Origin of the sequence: Methanoregula sp. (assembly GCA_026625165.1) — an archaeon.
Lineage (GTDB): Archaea > Halobacteriota > Methanomicrobia > Methanomicrobiales > Methanospirillaceae > MVRE01.
Genome location: CP112999.1, coordinates 1,198,373 through 1,213,423, shown reverse-complemented (window position 1 = coordinate 1,213,423; position 15,051 = coordinate 1,198,373). Strand labels below are relative to the sequence as shown.

Sequence of the window (15,051 nt, the reverse complement as noted above, 5' to 3'; positions counted from 1 at the left end):
AGGGAACTTTTGACTAAAAGAAGATGTCCATGCCGGTGCAAATCGCCGGTCATACGAGACCCTCCCCTGTTCACTACCGCCACGAAACCGGGATATGTGTCCGGTTCAGATACAATCAACCGGCATATGAGCTGAAATGCCCGTATTTTTTATGAGCCTGCTCGATAGGGAGAACATCTAAAATCTTCACGAGTTTTTCCGATTCGTACACCCGGTAAAATGCAGTCCAGGTCCTCCCTATATGCAACCTGTACAGAATATACCCGTCCTTTAGGCAGAACTTCTCTTTATCCCCCCGTTTCCCGGGATAAGGATTTTCGCCAAGTGCTGCCAATTTTGCCCGGATAATTCTCCGGCTTTTCTCATCAAAACTATTGATCTTTGCGGCCTGCTCCTGTTCGATGAACAGTGCAAAGGTCAATTGCGGATCTCCGAGAAGGGGACAAACGTACCTTCTTCCTCAATACGCTGCATATCCCGCGCAAGACGTGCTTTTTTCCGCTCCTCTATCATCTCGGAGAGGAGATCGGTATAGGTCTGGCCGGCAAGACGCATCTCTGCAAGATCCTTCCAGACGGGTTCCGCCACCGGGATTCGCTTTACTGCGGACATGATCATAGTGTAAGCATTGCCAACATGAAAAATATGATCATTCTGGCCATTTTGGATCATGAGCAGGAGGGTTACAAGAGGATTGGAGGGCGGGAGATCACCCGCTGACATATTGATATATCCCGGCAACCAAGTCATGTTTGATGCAGAAGGAGGACTACCAGTGGGTGATCTTCGCGCTGGGTTTACTGGTGGTCATTGCGCTTATCATCAAACCTGTGGCAACCCACGAACCTCCTAATTTCAGTATACCGGAATTGCCGGCACTGCCAAAGATGCCCCCCCTCCCCTCGGCACCGTCACCGATCTTGACAACATCGGTCATAACTCCGGTGACATCACCGGTCACTGGCATGCCGACGACAGCGGAGCCAACACCGGTGCCCACCGTATCAACACCGGTACCGGCACAAACGTTGCTGGTCTGGAACGGTACAGGGCAGACCGTGGGATTCGTGGACCCGGCTACGTATAACGTGAACCTGAGCACCTTTATCCCTCGCGATATAAATCAGACCCTTGACAAACAGACGCCATATCGTTCAACGAATTATACCTCTATCCTGAAAACCCCCATCACCGGTCAATACAGCGGCACGACGCAGGTTATCGATATCCCTTTCCCTTACTGGGAAATCTGGTACTCGGTGGATCCAACAGCTTCTGATTTGAGTGAACAAAGCGACGTATCAGTATCGGCGTCCGGTGCGCAGGGCTCATATTCAACTACCAAACCCTCTTTTACCATTGATGTAGTTGATGCAAACAATCCATCCCGGTTCGTAAAGACAATAACACCTTCAGGGAGTCTCGATCCTGCGCTCTGGAAAACCAATGACCCGCGCCCATGGAAAGAAAAAATCTTTGAAGGCAGCAGAAGTTATTATTTCATTATCACAGCAAGGTATCTCGCATCCTATAAGATTGATATCATGGTTCCCAACAACTACCTTGGGAAAATTTGAATTTTTTAAAAAAAATTCAGGTCGAAAATTTCGAGTGCGCTGCAATAAATTCCCTTACCAGCTGCGCCGCAACCGTTGCCGTCTGCCCGCAATCAAACGGGCTCACTTCTACATAATCAAAAGCAACCGCCCGCGGCGCAACGGTTAAAATAATGTCCCGGACATCCTGTGGCGTGAGCCCGAACGGCTCCGGGGTCCCGAGCCCCGGTGTCAGGCAGCAGTCGATCGCATCAGCATCGATGGAAAGGTACACGCGTTTCTGTCTCACAGCGTCCTTGATCTCCGTTACGATCGCGTCCATCCCGCGCCGGTGTATCTCGTCTGCGGTATAGAGGGTGAGTGACCGGGCGAGATCGAACTGGTCTTTTGTCCCGCTCCGTCCCCCCACAATGATGATATCCTTTACCCCGTCGTCAAGAATGCGCCGGGTGGTGCAGGCATGGTTGTACCGCGTCCCCCGGAACTCGTCCCGCAGGTCGAGATGAGCGTCACACACCACGTAGCAGTCGGGTTGTACCGCACGCACCGCCCCGGTCGTAATGGAATGTTCCCCCCCCAGCATGACGGGAATTTTTTTGTCCCGGATGATCTCCTGCACTGCATCAAAGACATCCGCCACCACATCCTCCGGCATCACGCCGGTATCGATATCCCCAAGGTCTGTCACCGGGATATCGTTAAAGTTGAGATCGAATGCGGGCATGTACCTTTCAAAATTATACGAGTACTCACGGATTGCACGGGGACCGTCACGGGTGCCGGGCTTAAAAGTGGTCGTGCTGTCGTACGGGACGCCGAAGAGGACATAACTGGCGTCGGTGTAACCGGAAACACAATTGGCAAAAAGACTGTTTTTAAAATTCTGCATAGGGTTGACCAGTAGGTTGTCAGTCGATCTTTTTCTTTCCCATGGACTCGATATACATGATCTCCTTTCCTACCTCAACATGCCCTTTTTTGTCTTCAGGGATCACGATCTCGAAGTTAGAAAAATCCTTCATGTCCATCAGCTGTGCCATGTTCCCTGCTATAGATATGACCTGCCCGCTTTTGCGCTCGACGACCGGCACGTATGTCTTTGCCGAGACCGGCTGCACGATCGACCGCTTCACACCGTCAAAAATCCCGACTGCATCGATCCGTGCCTTTGCCGCACCATGCTTGCCGGGCTTTGATGTTGCAATTCCCTGCACCTTACACGGCTCATCGTCGATAACAATATAGCGGCCTTCTTTGATCTTCCCGATCTCTGTCTGTTCTTTCATGAAACTGGCTCCTTGCTCCTATATACTCGCACGCGTTAGTAATTTATCTTTATTGCATTAATAAATACAACGGACAGTAAAATGCGACCGAAAGGGAGCATGAGAAGATATCCGTCAGGATACCTTTGAGCTGCGACCGAAAGGGAGCATGAGAAGATATCCGTCAGGATACCTTTGAGCTGCGACTATAATAGATAAGGAGAAAAAATCCGGCGGGCAGGTATGGAGTTCCTTTCAGCATGTGAAGAGATGGCACAGGCGGTCAAAGACGCGATCTGCGATCTCGAGGGGACACCGGCAGCAGGGGATACGATAAAGATCGGGGCCGACCTTACCCCGACCAAACGGATCGACCAGGCAGCCGAGGACTGTATCGTGGAATACCTCATCAGCCACCCGCTCTGCAGCATTCTTGTCAGCGAAGAACTCGGAAAAAAAGAATTTGGCGGCGGGAAGGGGACCATCTTCCTTGACCCCATTGACGGCACCTTCAACGCCGTTGCAGGGATCCCGTTTTACGCGCTATCCATCGCGTATGCAGAAGAAGGTGAGGTGCAGCAGGCATTTATACGCAACCTTGCCAGCGGGGAGACATTCACCGCGGTCAAGGGAAAGTTTTCACATTGCAACAAGAAGCCGATACGAGTTAGTACAACCTCCCATCTTGATGAATGCGCGATGAGCGTGTACGGCAGAAAGTTCGACCCGAGCCGGGTCATGCAGCTGGGCATGAAGATACGGCGCTGGCGCCTGCTCGGGGCATCGGCGCTCGAACTCTGTTATGTCGGCTGCGGCAGGATCGACGGGTTCATCGACCTCCGGGGCACACTGAGGGTGACGGATGCGGCAGCCGGGATGCTCGTCTGCACTGAAGCCGGCGGCAGGGTAACGGACCTTGAAGGCAGCACCATCCGGTTCCCCAACGAAGTGACCATCGGCAGGTGCCTTGCCGCCACAAATGGTGTCCTGCACCACAAGGTGATCGAATACCTGAGGTGACATAAAAAATCATGAAGATGCTCCTGGTTTCACGGATTGACAGCGGCGAAGCGCTCAGTTTCACAAGGCAGCTCGGAAGCGACCTTATTGCACGGGGGCATGAGGTCATCTTCGAGGAGGAGACTGCAGGGTCTATGGGCGTATCCGGTGCCGCGCTTGCATCTGCACCTGCCGACCTTGTCGTAGTTATCGGTGGCGACGGCACAATCCTGCGATCGGTCCAGCGGATGGAACGGCAGATCCCGCTTGTCGGGATCAACTGGGGAGAGGTCGGGTTCCTTGCAGATCTCGAACCAAAAAAGGCACTGTCGTTCTTAAGCGGCATTTCCGGGACGGTTAATGCCGAACCGCGGATGCGCCTTGCACTCAGCAGGGAAGGTTTGCTCCTTGGTGAAGCGCTGAACGAGGCGCTCATAATCACTACACGGCCGGCAAAAATGCTCCGGTTTTCCATCCTTGTCGATGGCGTGGTTGCAGAACAGTTCCGGGCCGATGGACTTTTGATCAGCACCCCTACAGGTTCAACCGCTTATGCGATGAGCGCCGGCGGCCCGATTGTCGACCCGCGGATTGAAGGAATTGTGTTGGTTCCCCTTGCCCCCTACATGCTCTCATCACGCCCCCACGTGATCAGCAGCGACAGGCACATCGAGATCCGGCTGGAGAGTGCCAAACCCGCAGACCTCGTCATTGACGGACAGCGGACTGTTGAGCTTGGAACCGACAATATTATTGAGGTAAAAAAATCAGTTCAACCTGCCTTGTTGGTGGATGCAGGGCAGAATTTCTTTGCAAAGGTTGACCGGAAGCTCAGGAGGCTCTGAATTATTTTTATTTTTCCCGGGAGATATACCTATAGATATCCTGTCATACTGATTTTTATCATAAAGAAATCCCGATAAATCTCTATATCGGTATATTATCGGTATATTTTTCTGTCCTGTATTTTTTTCAAACAAGGAAGTTCAGGTTTTTTTGGCTCTGTAGAAAACCTGATCTAAAACAGAGTTGTACCGACGACCGAAAGAGCTAAGGTACGGTGTCTCCTTACCTTGTTATGCAATCAACCTGTAAGGAGACGATATAGTGTCAGCAAACCGGTATATCAGGTTTGTTGAAATATCATCCGGATTGATCAAAGATTCAAGAATTCCTCTTTTCTCTTCCAAGTTCTCAAGAAAAACCTATACCCAACACCAGTTACTCATTCTCCTTCTCCTGAAAGAATATCTGTCTGAAGATTACCGGGACACGATCGAACTAACTGAGATCATGGATTCTCTCAGAGAGAAGATTCACCTCGATGAAGTACCTCATTTCACGACTATCCAGAAGTTCTGTCAACGGATCCGATCATTCACTTTCACCCGGTTACTTAACCGGCTCATGAAAATGTTCTACGACTGGGGCGAGAGGATCCCTTGTACTGCTATCGATTCATCCGGGTTCACCAGCTCCTATGCCAGCCATTATTATTCGTGGAGAACCGGTAAGACCAGAAAACGGTTCCTGAAAACCTCGATCTCCGTTGATACTGATCGTCAGATTATCACCGGTCTGAAGATCTCCCAGCACCCGGTCCATGATATCCCTCACGCTGAAAAACTCCTGAAACAAACTCACAGAACCAGACAATCCGACCTCTATGTCATGGACAAAGGATACGACTCTGAAGAGATCCATGAATTGATCCGGGACTCCCTCAACTCCTGTTCCCTTATCCCGGTCAGAAACAGAAAACGGAAACGAATCTCCGGGTATTACCGAAGACGAATCGCTCAGTCATTCGATGAAGATAAGTATCATCAGAGAAATAAGGTCGAAACGGTATTCTCCGTCCTGAAAAGAAAGTTCGGAGAAGCCCTCAAGGCTCGAAAATACAGACTCCAGATCAAGGAGATCAAAATTAAAGTGATCCTCTATAACCTCTCAAGAATGATGTTAACAATTTCAGTTCTTATTCGTATTGAGGAATTCTACAGAGCCGAAAAATCCAACTTTAAAAAATTAATTTTTTTAAAAGAACTTGATAAGAAAATTTTTATTTTTAATTATCATTTAAAAAAATCATATGGTAGATATCAATACTGCGGCAGCATTTGCGACAATATCTTTCCAAGTGGGAAAGAGGACTTTTCTTTCTACTTTGACGAATTTTACTGACACATTTCGAATTTGGGTATTTAACCGACATGTAAAAGGACAATGGGGGGACTCCATTTTAAATGATATAACAGAAATTAATCTCCTAATTAAAAATGCATTAGATAACAACGATATTCCCCGAACATCTTTTTTAATATATTCGTTACTAAAAGAATCTGGAAGAATAGATGCATTTTCTAAAATATTCGTTATAAGGACGATAGGTCAAAATTTAGAAAATTTTTCACAAAATCCATTTGTTATTAATGAAGGGCTAATAACTATTTTCGCTGCACAGCAAAATTTTATTGAAAAATGGGAAAAAAAGTATCAGACAACATTTAATAAAGTTACTGAAAAAATCCGTTTCCCTTTTGAAACAGCGAAAAGTGTTGATGATATTTTTAAAGATCCACTATTCCAAGGTGCAAAATTCTGCATATTGGTTTTTTATGAAATTTGCATAAGAATCTCAGAAAAATCAGATGAAAATCTGATAAAAGTGAGTAATTTCTTACATTTTTGTGCTGCTGGGGACAATTCAATCATATACGATTGGAAATTTGGTGAAATTATTTTAAATATGGTAATTCAAATCGGTGCAAGGGCTTATGATAAAAAAATTGAACCCACCCTAGAAAAGATGATTCAAATAATTGAATTTTCTGATAAGGAAATAACAATTAGAACGTTTAACCGAGCTCTGGATTATGATGATTTTGATTTTTATAAGTATGGTAACATGAAGTTGTTTCTTGCAACACGGCAGCAAATATCAGAGTTTAAAAAATACTATGAATCAAGAAAATCAGAGATTTGACAACTTTTAATAACAAAAATGTTGGCGCCTTGAACATCGCGGTGGAGTGCGCCGACCGAACCTTAACGATTAAAAATAAATTGAAATATACATAATGACGGGCTTAAAAGTCCGTCATAACCCGGAACTGGTCGATCTCTTCGCGGTCGAGCTGTTCGAGGAAACCCTCAGTCGCATGGTGGATGTCCTTGCTCGCGGTGATTGCACGGCCGACCACGAGGATGTCTGCGCCGGCCTTGAGTGCGTCCTTGACCACGTTCACGCGGATGCCGCCTGCGGTCCGACGAGGAGCTTGCCACCGGCTGCTTTCTTGAGTGCCGACCCAACCGTTGATCAGCTCTTCCCGTATGCTTCCAGAAAAATATCCCGCGGAATGCCGGCCTGCGTGCATATGGTTATCAGGGTGGATCCTTTGATTGTTTCGTGATTCGGCATCGTCATGGGAGTCTTTGAGCCGTCCGGGTTTGCCCGTTCCAGTGCGATATGATTCCCAACCCTAACGACCCGGAACCCCAGCAATTGAAACGCATGAATGACCCGCTGCTTGGGCGCGTCATGCGGAAATTTCATTCAGACGACGACCTCGGCAAGCCGCGTGTCGATGATCTCGTCCTCACAGAATGCGTCTTTCCCGAAAGTATCGATATGGAACCTGATTGCAGAGGTAACATCGGCAACCGCTTCCTCATAGGTATCACCTTCGCCGATGACAACACCTTTCATGCCGACAGGGTAGGCAAGATAACCGTCCGGGTGTTTCTCGACAATGATCTTGAAGGGTTGCATGGAAATCCCAAACCTATCATTTCATTGGAACTTCGGAATAATAAGGAGATCGCTTGAGGATTTTAGAGCAACAGAAGGTTCTGTTGTTTGTAACGTGGCAAACCAAAAAAAAAAGATTGAGTGGTAATTCAGAAATCCGTCATAACCCGGAACTGGTCGATCTCTTCCTTATCGAGCTGCTCGATGAATGCCTCGGCCGAGTGGCGGATGTCCTTGCTCGCGGTGATTGCACGGCCGACCACGAGGATGTCGGCGCCCGCTTTCAAAGCGTCCTTGACCACGTTGACGCGGATGCCGCCCGCAGTTGCTATGAGGAGCTTGCCGCCGGCTGCCTTCTTGAGTGCCGCAATGTCGCCCCATGCATGGGCGGTGTCGTCGGTGTCGATCGCACGGTGGAGCTCGACAATATCCGGCTTGGCCTTGAGCTTCTCGATCACTTTGACCGGGTTCTGCACGTTCAGCATATCGATGATCGAGTAGATGCCGACCTTTCGGGCCTCGGTGATCGCCTTCTCCATCGTGGAAGTCGGGGCGAGTCCGGAGATGACGACTGCGTCCGCTGAGGCATCGGCTGCCATGCGGGCTTCGAGGTTGCCGGTATCAAGGATCTTTAAGTCCGCGATGATGAACGCGTTGGGCCGCAGCTTGCGGATCTCGGAGATGACGCCAAGCCCGAACTTCTTGACAAGCGGTGTACCCGCCTCAATGATCACGTGGTCGTTTGTCGGGACCTGTGTGAGCACTGCAGCAACCCTGCCCATGTCCACAAGATCAATTGCCACCTGCAGGTAAGGCGGGTCCCAGAGGCGCTCCACCTTGAACCCCATGATCGCGTGGGCGGCACGGTCTTTCTCAAACACAAGCGTCTTTGTGTCAGGGAACTTTTCAAACGCCCGGTTGATGGCAAGCTTCGTCGCACCGTAGTTGTACCGGTAGATCTTATTGTAGTCTTTTGCGTCCGGGTGCAGGAACGCAGATGCAAGGATGACGATATTTTCCACATCCACTTTCGCGTTTTCAAAGACTTTCTCTTCGACACAGTCAGCGACAGCCTTTGCGACTGCCGCCTGAACCGGCCCGAACATCTCGTTGACCTGCGAGATGTTTTTTAACGTGACCTTGGGTATCACAAGGGTGACTGGTTTTGTAAGCAGATTCGGGCGCACAACCGCGAGCAGGGGCGTGTGCCCCATCGACAGCTGGGAAATTGCATTGGCAAAGGAGGCACCGACCGGGCCTTCCTTGTCGCCGATGAGCAGGTCGATATGTGCCAGTTCCGCACCGTCACCTATGAGGGCTTCTCCTATAAGATACATGGAATTTCTCTTCTCCTATTTTATAATGTAACCGTCGCATATGATAAAGATATCAAAACAGGGTAAAATAAGTCAGAAAATGTGGGGTCGGTGAGATTTGAACTCACGATCGACGGGTCTCTCCGACATGCATCAGTGCTCCAACGGGTCATCATCCAATTCGAAACTCTGATGAGTTTCTCGATGACTTCCTTCACACAATTGTGAACGAAGTCAATTCAGTAGACCCATTGTTCATCATCTGCTTTGTGTGAGAACGATGCAAAGACCGCTGGAGCCCGTCGCCATTCCGGGCTTGGCCACGACCCCGCATATCATGGATGGAACTCATCCCATCTGACTATACAGAATCGCAGTAAACTAATAAAAGTGTTTTCTTACGCTCAATGAAGATCCCCTTTTTTATCCCGCAAGAAAATCAGCATCCAGAAATCCTGCCTTCATCCCATTCATTATGAATATCCGGGAGCAGTTCGGCAAGCGACATACCGATGTTCCTATTTCCGAGGATCAATACCATGAAGAATCAGAATCCGGTTGCCTTGACATGCCGGGTCAAAAAAAAGTAGCCTTATAAAATTCCGAACCATGCAACATACGAAATGATGATCATGAAAATCAACAGCACGATCAGGACCTTGTAAAAGCACCCTTCACAAATAAAAAAGTGATGGGATGTGCAGTCCGTACAGTAGGGCTCAAGGCAGAGCTTGCATGGGGTGTCGCTCTTGTGATCCGGGTGTTTTTTACAGTGTGTCATTGATGCAGTAGTTAGTTGCTTTTCTTCAAATGATTTCCGATTATTTAATATGCCATCGGGGTTCCCGGTCGTGAGCACCGATAAAAATTGTATCTTCCAATGCGGACCTTTTATTTTCCGGTGAGCCTGTCTATAGTTCCTGCAATCCGTTCCCGCCCCCTGCGGGTTGCATCAGGATCCGGTTGTAGCGTGAGGCTTACCCTGTCTCCTTCCCTGCACCCGGCGGGAAGGATGGATGCGGGGAGGGTTACGGTATGCTGTGTGCGGGTGTCCAGCACGAGGACTGCAAAATCTCCCTCGATCCGGTCAACAGTTGCCTGCACCATCAGGTCCCCCCGCTTTCAGAGCGACGGTCGACCACGTTCCCGCGGTCATCTTTAAGTACCGCCTCATCGCCGTTGTTGCCCCACACGGGAGCTGTCTGTCCCATGAAGAGCGCGGTGTCATTGATCGCACCGGTGCCGGTGTAGACAAACACCGAGGAATCCGGCAGGAGAAGGAACGCGGGAAAGATGTAGGGGCGTGCTCCTGTACGGTCCGATAGTGTCCACCCGTTCATGCTCACCACACCTGTTCCACGGTTGGTGATCCGGATGTACTCCCCGTTCAGGTTTTCACGGTCATCGCCAGGTGCGTTGAACTGCGTTGCGCTGATCACTACATCATACGGGGTCGTGGTGGTGCTGACTGTTGTTGATTTCACCGGGCTCACAGTAACTGGTGTGGCCGGAATAAACGGCACTCCAACCGCGCCGTATGCGGTCTGGATCTTGTATGATATCCCGTCGCTCGTGACCAGAATGTCCCCGTCCCTGTCAGTGCGATAGACACTCACTCCGGCATTTTTCAGGGCTGCAAGTGTTTCTTCGGAGGGGTGCCCGTACTGGTTGCCTGCGCCGACATGGATCACCGCGACCTCTGGGTGGACACGCCCGAGAAATGCCGTGCCGGTCGAATGCGTACTCCCGTGATGCGCGACCTTGAGGATTTCAGAGTCCAGCGCATAGCCGGTTTTTTCCAGTTGCTCCTCGGTCCCTTTCCCGGCATCTCCGGTCAGCAGCAGATCGACTGTGCCGTACGAGATACGAAGGATAATGGAATTGTCGTTGAGGTCATCGGAGTTTCTCTGTCCGGGCGGGGAGAGCACCACGATCCTGAGTGCAGGGTCAAGGTCGATGGTCTGCCCCTGCTGTGCGATGCGGTACCGGATATGTTTTTCCTCTATTGTATCAAGGAACCGTTCATAGATTGGTGACGGGTGCGGCATCCCCGAATCAAGCACCTGCCCGATGGCAAATGCGCCAAGCACTTTCTCCATCCCGCCGATATGGTCGGAGTGCGGATGGGTGACTACCAGCAGATTGATTCGGGAGATGCCAAGCGACCTGAGCTTGCCGACAACGATATCTCCTTTGTCCGTTTCCCCGGCATCGATGAGGATTGTTGTGTTCCCAAAAACAATCAGTGTCGAGTCCCCCTGCCCCACATCAAGGAAATATGCCTTTAGGGATCCCCCGCTCTCAGAAAATTTCGGGAATGAGAAGCTGTTGACATCAGGTATGGTGAAATTATCAACGCAGCCAGCAGAAAACACACAGAACAGTACCAGGATGGCGCAGCAGGAAAATGCCATAGTACGGAAACAATCCGGCGCTTTGTTTTTTTGCATGATATCCTGTCTGAATTATCCTTTATCTGTAGCGCGCTTCACAAGATTGGACGATGCTTTTTGTGCGCCTGCAAGGATCTCCTGTTCATGCGGCACTTCACGCTCCAGCATCACGACCCTTCCATTACAGAGTACGGTCTCCACTGCGGACCCGCTGCAGGAATACACAAGGTTTGACGTTGGGTTGTGCATTGGGATGTTGCATGATGTGCGGGCAGAAACGAGGATTAGATCTGCGTTTTGTCCTGCCGCGAGTATGCCATTGCCAAAGCCCAGTGCCCGGGCGCCCGCAGCAGTTGCCATATGGAGCGCATCGGGTGCCGGGAGCAGGGTCGGGTCGTTCCAGTAGAATTTCTGGAGGAGCGCGGCAGCTTTCATCTCCTCGAACATGTCAAGGTTGTTGTTCGATGCGCAGCCATCTGTCCCGAGGCAGACGTTAACGCCGGCATCCTTCAGCCAGTGGTACGGCATGGCGCGGTTGGTGGCAAGCTTCATGTTGCTTGACGGGTTATGGGACACATGCACCCCCCGCTCTGCGAGGACGCGGCACTCGGGTCTGTCAACCCAGCAGCAGTGTGCGGCAACCGTCCGTGGTGTGAGAATCCCGCAGGAGTCAAGGAGCGCGGGAGGGCGCATACCGTGCTGCCCGACACATTCGGATACTTCCTTTTCTGTCTCGGAAAGGTGTATGTGTATACCGATTTTATTCTCCGAACTGTACGTGGCAAGCCATTTTAAAGATTCCGGCGACACCGTATAGACGGCATGGGGCCCGACTGCCGCCCGGATCCTCGGGTTGCCGAGGTGCCTTACATGAGTACAGAACTCATCGGTCGCTTTTATCTCCCTTTCACGTTTTTCTGCATCAAAAAGGTCGATAAAACCATAGGCTAGAACGGCGCGGATCCCCATCTCCTCAACCGCGCGGCAGGCATCCATCATGAAAAAATACATGTCTTTAAACGCCGTCGTGCCGGTCTTGATCATCTCGAGGCAGGCAAGTTTTGTTCCCCAGTAAACGTCATCGCCGGTGAGATGCGCCTCAAGGGGCCAGATCTTCTGAGAAAGCCAGTCCTGCAGGAACATGTCATCTGCATATCCCCTCAGCAGCGACATCGCTGCGTGCGTATGGGTATTGACAAGCCCCGGGAGCGCAATCGCGCCGTCACCATCAATAATGAACTCGGATTCGCGTGCGTACTGTTTCTTTATGTCCGTGCCGATTGCGGCTATGGCACCTGTATCATTGACAAAGATATCTGTCGCACGCCCGTCCACCCTGACATTGCTGATCAACAGCGGATAACTCCTGGAAAAAATTTCGTCCATGCCCTGCCAACTCCTTATCAACCAAGTTCCCTGATGATACTGGATACAAACTTTTCGGTCCGGTGCCGGTTTGAACGGGATGTCTCAAGGATGTGATCATACGTGAGCACTTCACTATCCAGCCCGTTTGCATAGTTGTCAACCGTGCAGACCGCGGCAAACGCCATGCCCAGTTCACATGCAAGCGTTGCCTCGGATGCGACGGTCATTCCGACGATATCGGCAACCTTTGCAAGCGCCCGTACTTCGGCAACAGTTTCAATCCGCGGACCCCGTGTCTGGATGTATACCCCCCCCAGTCTCGCTCCGGGGATGATGTGCGAGAGCCGGGATGCCAGTTCCTGCGAGAGCTCGGGGCGGATATGGTCGATCGCATGGTCATGGATTGACGGGATATCGGTCATCGATATATAATCGGTCGGGATGACGACAGAACCGGGTGCAATCCTTTTTTTGAGCGAGCCCGAGGAACCGAATGCCACAACACTGTCCACACCCGAGATCGCGAGCGCTGCAAGGTTTGAACGGTAATTGATCCTGTGCGGCGGAAGGCCCTCCTGGTGCCTCATCAGCATCACCACATCGCCGCAGAGGACCTCCGTATTTCCAAACGGTGTATGAACCCGGCTTTTTTTGAGATGGGGAAGCCGGGAGAAGAGGAGGCTGGTCCCTCCGATGATACCCAGTGTCATGTGCGCCTCATACTACACTTCCGGCCTTTGCCAGGATCGCAGTCCATATCGTCCCTGTCAGTTGTTTGACGTCTGGTTTCTAATAATTAGCGCAAAACCTGCATCTTCAGCAATGAAACATTAATTACCTTTTTTTTATAACATGAGGTACTCATATGGATACTATGCAACCAGAACCGCCTGTCCTTCCACAACCTCCCTTTGAACCGCAAATACCCGCCCCCCGGGGAGGAGCTCCTGAGGTGCGGTGGGTGCTTGTGCGGGCAGTTGTCCTCGGGCTCTTTATTGTCGTTGCAGTGATCGGAATGGTATGGCTGGTCAGTATTCCGCTCCTTGCGGTCTGGCAATCTTCGATCACTACAGGTTTGCCCCCTCCGTCATCCCCTTCACCAACCCAGACCATGACAAGTCCTGCTGCCACGGAAACAGTCCTTCCTTCAGGTTCAACCGAACAGCCCCCGAAAAACTCCGAAGTGTATTTCTCGGTCCAGCCAAAAGACGGTGCGGGACGTGTGGTTGTGAGGTTTGAAGGCGGGCCGGGAAAATCGATGGTCAAGGAGATCGAGGTCAGGCTGACAAAAGCTGATGGCAATGTTGTTACCGCAAAGATGGACACGCGGATGGAATTCCCGGAAGTCAACCTGATGGGTACAAAGAGCACTGACAGGGTCGAAGTATTTGTCAGGTTCTTATCAGGAAAGACCTACAAGGTAATCGATGAACCGGTCATTTACCGGCAGCGGTATTGAACTCAGGACCGGAAATTTTTTATTTTCTGGCAGGCTGCCTGCACCCGGACATCACTTTTAAAAAAGTCTCCCCTAACCAGTATGTTTATGGGTTTAAAGCGATGATACCCTCTTATAAACCTCTTAAAAAACCGCGAGGGTCAGGTAACCCAATCCTAAAAAAGGAGACTGATATCCCATGGATGCAAATGAAGCACAGGCTGCATACAAATCAATCAGAGCCCAATTTGATACTGGGCAGATCACGCTTGACGATTATAACAAAAAGATCGCCGAGCTCCGGTACCAGGACAACACCGGCATGTGGTGGGCAATCAGCTCGGCTGACGGCAGCTGGCTGAAGTGGACAGGAACTGCATGGGTACCGGCATTCGCACAACCTGCTTCTGCAGCCCCTCAGGCACCGGTGCAATCGGCTCCCCGGCAGGCTGCACCGCAACCTGTTGCGGAACAACCCGCAACAAAACCTTCGTGGTACATCCCGCCGGTCAGCAGCGGACAGCAGAAACCGGCGGCTGGGCAACCTGCAGCAACCCATACGGTGCAGCACCCGGTCCAACAACCATCACCCCAGCCGGCACCGTCATCATACTACATTCCCCCAACCAGTGGAGCACAGCAACCCGCCGCGCAGCAGCCGGCAGCGGCGGTAGCCACTAAACCCGCCCGAAACTGGATTGGGATCGGGAGCCTTATCCTTGGTATCCTGTCATGGATACTCTACCCGTATCTCCTTGGTTTTGCTGCCATAATTGTTGGCGGGTATTCGGTGTATACGATAAAAAAGACAACCGGGAAGATCGCGTTTGTCGCAATCGCAGGTGTCCTGATAGGGCTCGCATCGATCGTCACAGATAATTTCTATTTTATCCTGTTCCCGCCATCTCAGGGAATGCTGCTTACGTTCTGGCTGGTGCCATGAGCTCTAAGATTGTCATTCGATT

17 protein-coding genes, 1 tRNA gene and 2 pseudogenes are annotated in these 15,051 nt (G+C 50.8%); 7 read left to right on the top strand and 13 right to left on the bottom strand.

Translation table 11 applies throughout. The annotated features are described in order from the left end of the window. Positions 1 to 115: 115 nt before the first annotated feature. Together OS112_06395 and OS112_06390 are read right to left on the bottom strand one after the other, a co-directional pair. Complete coding sequence (locus tag OS112_06395) at positions 116 to 421, bottom strand: type II toxin-antitoxin system RelE/ParE family toxin (GenBank protein ID WAC04097.1); 306 nt, start codon at positions 419 to 421, stop codon at positions 116 to 118. Beyond that, on the bottom strand, positions 418 to 723 hold the full coding sequence (locus OS112_06390; protein ID WAC04096.1) for a hypothetical protein: 306 nt from the start codon (positions 721 to 723) through the stop codon (positions 418 to 420). The genes OS112_06395 and OS112_06390 overlap by 4 nt, the downstream gene beginning before the upstream one ends. Before the next feature lie 32 nt (positions 724 to 755). Between OS112_06390 and OS112_06385 the strand changes: the two genes are divergently transcribed. Beyond that, positions 756 to 1,577 carry a hypothetical protein gene (locus tag OS112_06385; GenBank protein WAC04095.1) on the top strand — a complete coding sequence of 274 codons (822 nt, stop codon included), beginning with the start codon at positions 756 to 758 and terminating at the stop codon, positions 1,575 to 1,577. Positions 1,578 to 1,593: 16 nt separating this feature from the next. On the opposite strand, the gene speB is transcribed toward OS112_06385, so the two are convergent. Both speB and OS112_06375 read right to left on the bottom strand, forming a co-directional pair. Continuing rightward, entirely contained in the window at positions 1,594 to 2,445 is an 852-nt protein-coding gene (gene speB / locus OS112_06380; GenBank protein ID WAC04094.1) for an agmatinase, read from the bottom strand. 19 nt (positions 2,446 to 2,464) lie between these two features. Next, complete coding sequence (locus tag OS112_06375; GenBank protein ID WAC04093.1) at positions 2,465 to 2,842, bottom strand: translation initiation factor IF-5A; 378 nt, start codon at positions 2,840 to 2,842, stop codon at positions 2,465 to 2,467. A gap of 222 nt (positions 2,843 to 3,064) precedes the next feature. Here OS112_06375 and OS112_06370 point away from each other — a divergent pair, with 222 nt between their 5' ends. The 4 genes and pseudogenes from OS112_06370 (at position 3,065) to OS112_06355 (ending at position 6,806) form a co-directional block, all read left to right on the top strand. Further along, entirely contained in the window at positions 3,065 to 3,841 is a 777-nt protein-coding gene (locus tag OS112_06370; GenBank protein WAC04092.1) for a bifunctional fructose-bisphosphatase/inositol-phosphate phosphatase, read from the top strand. A gap of 11 nt (positions 3,842 to 3,852) precedes the next feature. Beyond that, complete coding sequence (locus tag OS112_06365) at positions 3,853 to 4,665, top strand: NAD(+)/NADH kinase (protein ID WAC04091.1); 813 nt, start codon at positions 3,853 to 3,855, stop codon at positions 4,663 to 4,665. A 262-nt stretch (positions 4,666 to 4,927) separates the two neighbouring features. Beyond that, a pseudogene (locus OS112_06360) lies at positions 4,928 to 5,812 on the top strand (IS5 family transposase). Between the two features lie 100 nt (positions 5,813 to 5,912). Further along, on the top strand, positions 5,913 to 6,806 hold the full coding sequence (locus OS112_06355; protein WAC04090.1) for a hypothetical protein: 894 nt from the start codon (positions 5,913 to 5,915) through the stop codon (positions 6,804 to 6,806). A 103-nt stretch (positions 6,807 to 6,909) separates the two neighbouring features. Here the strand turns inward: OS112_06355 and OS112_06350 are convergent. The 9 genes and pseudogenes from OS112_06350 to OS112_06310 all read right to left on the bottom strand — a co-directional run bounded on the left by OS112_06350 (position 6,910) and on the right by OS112_06310 (position 13,358). Further along, positions 6,910 to 7,124 (bottom strand): annotated as a pseudogene (locus OS112_06350) (orotidine 5'-phosphate decarboxylase). A 15-nt stretch (positions 7,125 to 7,139) separates the two neighbouring features. Further along, on the bottom strand, positions 7,140 to 7,376 hold the full coding sequence (locus tag OS112_06345; protein ID WAC04089.1) for a type II toxin-antitoxin system HicA family toxin: 237 nt from the start codon (positions 7,374 to 7,376) through the stop codon (positions 7,140 to 7,142). Then, on the bottom strand, positions 7,377 to 7,592 hold the full coding sequence (locus OS112_06340) for a type II toxin-antitoxin system HicB family antitoxin (GenBank protein ID WAC04088.1): 216 nt from the start codon (positions 7,590 to 7,592) through the stop codon (positions 7,377 to 7,379). Positions 7,593 to 7,720: 128 nt separating this feature from the next. Continuing rightward, positions 7,721 to 8,908: a bifunctional 5,6,7,8-tetrahydromethanopterin hydro-lyase/3-hexulose-6-phosphate synthase gene (locus OS112_06335; protein ID WAC04087.1), complete on the bottom strand. Its 1,188-nt coding sequence runs from the start codon at positions 8,906 to 8,908 to the stop codon at positions 7,721 to 7,723. Between the two features lie 82 nt (positions 8,909 to 8,990). Next, positions 8,991 to 9,217, bottom strand: a tRNA-Trp gene (locus tag OS112_06330). A gap of 561 nt (positions 9,218 to 9,778) precedes the next feature. Further along, complete coding sequence (locus tag OS112_06325; GenBank protein ID WAC04086.1) at positions 9,779 to 9,994, bottom strand: DUF3006 domain-containing protein; 216 nt, start codon at positions 9,992 to 9,994, stop codon at positions 9,779 to 9,781. Beyond that, positions 9,994 to 11,337 (bottom strand): lamin tail domain-containing protein, encoded by a 1,344-nt coding sequence (locus OS112_06320; protein ID WAC04085.1) that lies wholly within the window; start codon positions 11,335 to 11,337, stop codon positions 9,994 to 9,996. The genes OS112_06325 and OS112_06320 overlap by 1 nt, the downstream gene beginning before the upstream one ends. 15 nt (positions 11,338 to 11,352) lie before the next feature. Beyond that, positions 11,353 to 12,666 carry an amidohydrolase family protein gene (locus OS112_06315; GenBank protein ID WAC04084.1) on the bottom strand — a complete coding sequence of 438 codons (1,314 nt, stop codon included), beginning with the start codon at positions 12,664 to 12,666 and terminating at the stop codon, positions 11,353 to 11,355. 17 nt (positions 12,667 to 12,683) lie between these two features. After that, positions 12,684 to 13,358, bottom strand: coding sequence for an MTAP family purine nucleoside phosphorylase (locus OS112_06310; GenBank protein WAC04083.1), 675 nt, complete (start codon positions 13,356 to 13,358; stop codon positions 12,684 to 12,686). 242 nt (positions 13,359 to 13,600) lie between these two features. On the opposite strand from OS112_06310, the gene OS112_06305 reads away from it, so the two are divergent. Both OS112_06305 and OS112_06300 read left to right on the top strand, forming a co-directional pair. Then, positions 13,601 to 14,107 (top strand): hypothetical protein, encoded by a 507-nt coding sequence (locus tag OS112_06305; GenBank protein WAC04082.1) that lies wholly within the window; start codon positions 13,601 to 13,603, stop codon positions 14,105 to 14,107. Between the two features lie 178 nt (positions 14,108 to 14,285). Further along, entirely contained in the window at positions 14,286 to 15,029 is a 744-nt protein-coding gene (locus OS112_06300) for a hypothetical protein (protein WAC04081.1), read from the top strand. Positions 15,030 to 15,051: the final 22 nt, after the last annotated feature.